The following is a 4,599-nucleotide window of genomic DNA, read 5'->3' as shown; positions in this document are numbered from 1 at the left end:
GGACCGTCAAGCGGCATGGATGCCGCTTGTCGAGCCCCCAGGGATGGGTTCACGGCGTGTCCCGCCCTCCCACCCCCGCCACGCCAGCCCACGGACTGGCAACCGCCGCATTGGCTTCTGTCTTGATCCTCGCCGTGGCCGTGGCCCTGGCTCCGGCTCCGGCTCGTTTCGACTGCAACGGATGCCCCGGCCCGCCCCAGCGCCTATAATCGGGGGCCACATTGCCTGTTGCCCCGCCATGACCGCCGAAACGGCCGCCGAACTCCACACGATCATCGACCTGATCCGCTACGGCACCAGCCGTTTCAACGCCGCAGGGCTGACCTTCGGGCACAGCTACGACAACGCCCTGGACGAAGCCACCCAGCTCGTCCTGCACAGCCTGCACCTCCCGCATGACCTCGGCCCCGCCTACGGCCAGGCGCGCCTGCTGCAGGACGAAAAGGTCCGCGTGCTGGAGCTGTTCCAGCGCCGCATCGACGAGCGCATCCCGGCCGCCTACCTCACCGGTGAGGCCTGGTTCGCCGGCCTGAGCTTCAAGAGCGACAGCCGCGCCCTGGTGCCGCGCTCGCCGATCGCCGAACTGATCGAGTGCGGCTTCGAGCCGTGGCTGGCCGGCCGCGATGTACACCGCGCCCTGGACCTGTGCACCGGCTCGGGCTGCATCGCCATCGCCATGGGCCACTACTACCCCAATTGGGAAGTGGACGGCGTCGACCTCAGCGACGAAGCACTGTCGCTGGCCGAAGAAAACAAGGAGCGCCTGCAGACGTCCAACGTCACCCTGCTCAAGTCCGACCTGTTCAACGGCCTGACCGGGCGTCATTACGATCTGATCGTCACCAATCCCCCGTACGTCACCAACGACGAGACCGATGCCCTGCCGCAGGAATACGCCTACGAGCCGGAAATGGGCCTGCGTGCCGGCGACGACGGCCTGGACCTGGTGCTGAAGATCCTGCGCGACGCCCCGCTGCACCTGAGCGAGGACGGCCTGCTGATCTGTGAAGTGGGCGAGTCCGAGCAGCACCTGTACAAGCTGCTGCCGGAAGTGGATTTCCGCTGGGTCGAGTTCAAGGTCGGCCAGATGGGCATCTTCGCCGTGGAGTGCCGCGAACTGATCGCGCACAGCGCCCGCATCACCGAACTGGCAGCGCAGCGGCCGTGAGTTCCAACAGCTTCGGCAAACTGCTGACCGTCACCACCTTCGGCGAATCGCACGGTCCGGCGATCGGCTGCGTGGTGGACGGCTGTCCGCCGGGGCTGGAGATCAGCGCCGACGAATTCGCCCATGATCTGCAGCGGCGGGCCACCGGCAAGAGCCGGCACACCTCCGCGCGGCGTGAAGCGGATGAGATCGAGATCCTCTCCGGGGTGTACGAGGGCCGCACCACCGGCACCCCGATCGGGCTGCTGATCCGCAACACGGATCAGCGCAGCAAGGATTACACCAACATTGCCCAGCAGTTCCGCCCGGGCCATGCCGACTACAGCTACTGGCAGAAGTACGGCATCCGCGATCCGCGCGGTGGTGGTCGTTCTTCCGCGCGCGAAACCACCATGCGCGTCGCCGCCGGTGTCATCGCCAAGAAGTGGCTGCTGCAGCGGCATGGCGTCACCGTGCGTGGTTATCTCTCGCAGCTGGGCGAGATCATCCCGACCGGGTTCGACTGGGCGGCGGTGGAAGACAATCCGTTCTTCTGGCCGGTCGCCGATCAGGTGCCTGCGCTGGAGAGCTACATGGATGCGCTGCGCAAGTCCGGTGATTCGGTCGGTGCGCGCGTCAACGTGGTGGCTGACGGCGTACCGCCGGGCTGGGGCGAGCCGATCTACGGCAAGCTCGATGGCGATCTGGCGGCTGCGCTGATGAGCATCAACGCGGTGAAGGGCGTGGAGATCGGCGATGGCTTTGCCAGTGCCGCGCAGAAGGGCACCGAACACCGTGACCTGCTCACCCCGCAGGGGTTTGCCAGCAACCATGCCGGCGGCATCCTCGGTGGCATCTCCACCGGCCAGCAGGTCACTGCCTCGATCGTGCTCAAGCCGACCTCCAGCCTGCGCCTGCCCGGTGCCACGGTGGACGCCACCGGTGCCTCGGTCGAGGTGATCACCACCGGCCGTCACGATCCGTGCGTGGGCATCCGTGCCACCCCGATCGCCGAGGCGATGATGGCCCTGGTGCTGATGGACCAGGCGCTGCGCCACCGCGCCCAGTGCGGTGATGTCGGCCAGATCACCCCGCGCATCCCGGGCACGATCGATGGCTGATCGGCGCCCCAAGGTCTGGGTCAGCCAGCCCCTGTTCGACGATGTCGTCGAACAGCTCGGGCAGCATTTCGACCTGACCATGACCGGCGACGTCACCCGCTATACGCCGCAGATACTGGCCGAACAGCTGGCCCACGTCGACGGCGCGCTGATCACCCTCAACGAACGCATCGGTGCAGCCGAGATCGCCAACGCGCCCCAGCTGCGCGCGATCGCCAACGTCGGTGTGGGCTACAACAACCTGGATATCGACGCGCTCAGCGCCGCCGGCATCCTGGCCAGCAACACCCCGGATGTCCTGACCGAAACCACGGCCGATCTCGGCTTTGCGCTGCTGATGGCCACCGCCCGCCGCATCACCGAATCCGAGCGCTGGCTGCGTGACGGGCAGTGGGGGCAGTGGTCGTTCCAGACCATGCTCGGTGCGGACATCCACGGCAGCACGCTGGGCATCCTGGGCATGGGCCGCATCGGCCAGGGCATCGCCCGTCGCGGTGCGCACGGCTTCGGCATGCGCGTGCTGTACCACAACCGTTCGCGGCTGCCCGAGGCCACCGAGGCCGAGGTCGGCGCGCAGTATGTGGACCTGGATACCCTGCTGGCGCAGGCCGATCACCTCGTGCTCGTGCTGCCGTACAACGCCGCCTCGCACCACATCATCGATGCCGATGCGCTGGCAAAGATGAAGCCGACCGCCACGCTGATCAACATCGCCCGCGGCGGCATCGTGGATGAGCTGGCGCTCGCCGATGCACTGGCCAACGGGCGCCTGGCCGCCGCCGGGCTGGATGTGTTCGAAGGCGAGCCGACGGTGCGCCCGGAACTGCTCGCCCTGCACAACATCGTGCTGACCCCGCATATCGGCAGCGCCAGCCAGGCCACCCGCCGGGCGATGGTGCAGCTGGCCGTGGACAACCTGACCGCCGCACTGGGGCAGGGCCCGGATGCCGGCCACCCGCCGAGCGCGATCAACGCCGACGCTGTCGCTGCCGTGAAAACCGGCGGCGCGACCGTGGGCGGCAAAAAAATCGACGACGCAAAACGATAGGGAACCGCGCTGGCCAACAGGCGAGGTTCCCGAACCGGTAGGTACCGACCGATGGTCGGCACATATCTCCAAGGCACGGCAGGTACCGATCGTTGGTCGGTACACATCCCCAACGCACGTTACGTATCGGCCACGGGTCGGTACACCCAACAGAGGTTTTCATGAGCAATCCAGATCGTCGTTTCCACGTCGCCGTCGTCGGTGCCACCGGTGCTGTCGGCGAAACCATGCTGGCCATCCTGGCTGAGCGCAACTTCCCGATCGCCACGCTGAGCCTGCTCGCGTCCTCGCGTTCGGCCGGTGGCGAGATCGAGTACCAGGGTGAGAAGATCAAGGTCCAGGACCTGAGCACCTTCGATCCGAACGGCGTGGACATCGCGTTGTTCTCCGCCGGTGGCAGCGTCTCCAAGGAGTTCGGTCCCAAGTTCGCCGCCGCCGGTGCGGTGGTGATCGACAACTCTTCGGCCTTCCGTTACGACGATGACGTCCCGCTGGTCGTCTCCGAAGTGAACCCGGAGGCGCTGAAGAACCGCCCGCGCGGCATCATCGCCAACCCGAACTGCTCGACCATGCAGATGCTGGTCGCACTGGCGCCGCTGCACCGCCAGTACGGCATCGAGCGCATCAACGTGGCCACCTACCAGTCGGTGTCCGGCGGCGGTCGCTCGGCGATGGAAGAACTCGGCAAGCAGACCGGCCAGCTGCTCAGCTTCCAGGAAATCGACCCGCAGCGCTTCCCGGTGCAGATCGCGTTCAACCTGATCCCGCACATCGATGATTTCCAGGACAACGGCTTCACCAAGGAAGAAATGAAGCTGGTCTGGGAAACCCGCAAGATCCTCGGCGATGACAGCATCCTGGTGAACCCGACCGCCGTGCGCGTGCCGGTGTTCTATGGCCACTCCGAAGCGGTCACCATCGAAACCCGCGACAAGGTCACCCCGGATGCCGCGCGTGAGCTGTTGTCACGTTCGCCGGGCGTGGAGGTGGTCGACAAGCATGAAGCGGGTGGTTATCCGACCCCGGTCACTCACGCGTCGGGCACCGATGCGGTGTACGTCGGCCGCATCCGTGAGGATCTGTCGCACCCGCGTGGCCTGAACCTGTGGATCGTCTCGGACAACATCCGCAAGGGCGCTGCCCTCAATGCCGTGCAGCTGGCCGAACTGGTCGCCGCCGAAGGCTGATCGCGTCGTGGGGGGGGGGGGGGGGGGGGGGGGGCCCCCCCCCCCCCGGAACACAAGCCGCCCCCGGGGGGGGGGGGGGTTTTTGGGGGCGGAGAA

At 66.9% G+C, this 4,599-nt stretch carries 4 protein-coding genes; all 4 read left to right on the top strand.

The genetic code is table 11. From position 1 onward, the window contains the following. Window positions 1–238: 238 nt before the first annotated feature. Complete coding sequence (gene prmB, locus QMX81_RS20470) at window positions 239–1,168, top strand: 50S ribosomal protein L3 N(5)-glutamine methyltransferase (protein ID WP_282264267.1); 930 nt, start codon at window positions 239–241, stop codon at window positions 1,166–1,168. Continuing rightward, the gene (aroC, locus tag QMX81_RS20465) at window positions 1,165–2,268 is read left to right on the top strand and encodes a chorismate synthase (protein WP_282264266.1); all 1,104 of its coding nucleotides are present in this window, start codon (window positions 1,165–1,167) and stop codon (window positions 2,266–2,268) included. Before prmB ends, aroC begins: the two co-directional genes overlap by 4 nt. Then, window positions 2,261–3,316, top strand: a complete 1,056-nt coding sequence (locus QMX81_RS20460) for a D-glycerate dehydrogenase (protein ID WP_152154509.1) — start codon at window positions 2,261–2,263, stop codon at window positions 3,314–3,316. The genes aroC and QMX81_RS20460 overlap by 8 nt, the downstream gene beginning before the upstream one ends. 161 nt (window positions 3,317–3,477) lie before the next feature. Further along, the gene (locus QMX81_RS20455) at window positions 3,478–4,503 is read left to right on the top strand and encodes an aspartate-semialdehyde dehydrogenase (RefSeq protein ID WP_282264263.1); all 1,026 of its coding nucleotides are present in this window, start codon (window positions 3,478–3,480) and stop codon (window positions 4,501–4,503) included. Window positions 4,504–4,599 lie beyond the last annotated feature (96 nt).

The sequence above is a fragment of the Stenotrophomonas sp. PS02301 genome (assembly GCF_029959485.1).
GTDB classification, from domain to species: Bacteria; Pseudomonadota; Gammaproteobacteria; order Xanthomonadales; family Xanthomonadaceae; genus Stenotrophomonas; species Stenotrophomonas maltophilia_Z.
Note: the sequence above shows the minus strand (reverse complement) of the source record. Positions and strands in the feature narration are given on the sequence as shown.

Coding starts and splice junctions, on each gene's coding strand:
- prmB (WP_282264267.1), top strand. CDS start 239: ATGACCGCCGAAACGGCCGCCGAACTCCACACGATCATCGACCTGATC.
- QMX81_RS20460 (WP_152154509.1), top strand. CDS start 2,261: ATGGCTGATCGGCGCCCCAAGGTCTGGGTCAGCCAGCCCCTGTTCGAC.
- QMX81_RS20455 (WP_282264263.1), top strand. CDS start 3,478: ATGAGCAATCCAGATCGTCGTTTCCACGTCGCCGTCGTCGGTGCCACC.